The sequence below is a fragment of the Sporosarcina siberiensis genome, from assembly GCF_042681925.1.
In the GTDB taxonomy this organism is placed as follows: Bacteria; Bacillota; Bacilli; order Bacillales_A; family Planococcaceae; genus Sporosarcina; species Sporosarcina siberiensis.
Map to the genome: position 1 here is coordinate 1 of NZ_JBHUGI010000028.1, position 1033 is coordinate 1033.

1 protein-coding gene is annotated in these 1033 nt (G+C 34.1%); it reads right to left on the minus strand.

Annotated elements, in window-relative coordinates; all coding sequences use genetic code 11:
• Positions 1–1033 (minus strand): ISL3 family transposase (locus ACFSFY_RS10900; RefSeq protein ID WP_381537976.1); only part of this gene is annotated, 1033 nt, incomplete at both ends.

Here is a 1033-nt window from a genome sequence, read left to right on the forward strand (position 1 = left end):
ATAAATAAAGCTATTCTCGATGTAAGAAAGGTGTCCCCTAAGTGTCTTTAAACTCGTTCTCATATAACCAGAAATAAGTGGATTTACTGACTCAGCCAGGTGAAATTTTAGTGTTTCAAAATCCTTCATTCTCATCGCTTTTAATAAGGATTGATAAAGATCGTAATTGGCCTTTAAAACCGGGCTATACGTTAACATTTCTTCTATAATCCCGGATTCAGTTCGCTGTCCAAACAGACGATAGTATTTATACTCTGTGCTGGAAATATCCGTTGCATTTTTAAGTAGTAATTTCCAAAAAGCTTTTAATCTACGATACTTTTTCAGATCTTCTCCATTCGATTTACTTAATTGATTCATCACTTGAATCCGACATTTATTCATCGAACGGTTGATGAGCTGAACTAAATGAAAACGATCAATGATAATTTCTGCATTGGGAAACAATTCTTTTATAACACTTGCATAACCTGCATTCATATCGATCGTAACGGTCTTGACGCATTTTCTATCAGCTAGACTATAATTCGTAATAAAATGATTTTTAATTGTCAATTTGTTACGTTGATCTAATATATCTAAAATGTCTCCCGTCATCGCATTGATGTATTCAAATGCCATTTTGCCTTTTGCATATTTGAATTCATCAAAAGAAAGATTTTCAGGCAAAGCCTGGTGATGTGATTTAAATAGTTTAGCTGTTTCATTAATTTGTCTTTGAATAGTCGAAGATGAGACAGAACAATCTCTAGCAATCGACTTAATAGAGCGCGCTTCTGAAGCCTTAATTACGATTAAAGATTTCACATTCTGTGAAATATAACAATTCTTTTTAACGACTGATGTTTGGGCAGTAAACGAGTGTTGACAAGCTTTACACATAAATCGTTGTTTTTTCAACAGTAAATATGCTGGATACATCCCGAGGAAGGGAAGCGTAATACGTGAAGTCTGTGTTCCATTTTTATAGATTGTATAGTTTTGATTTACAATGCCGCAGGCATCGCAATGTGTAGGGGTAAAGCTTAGTTTT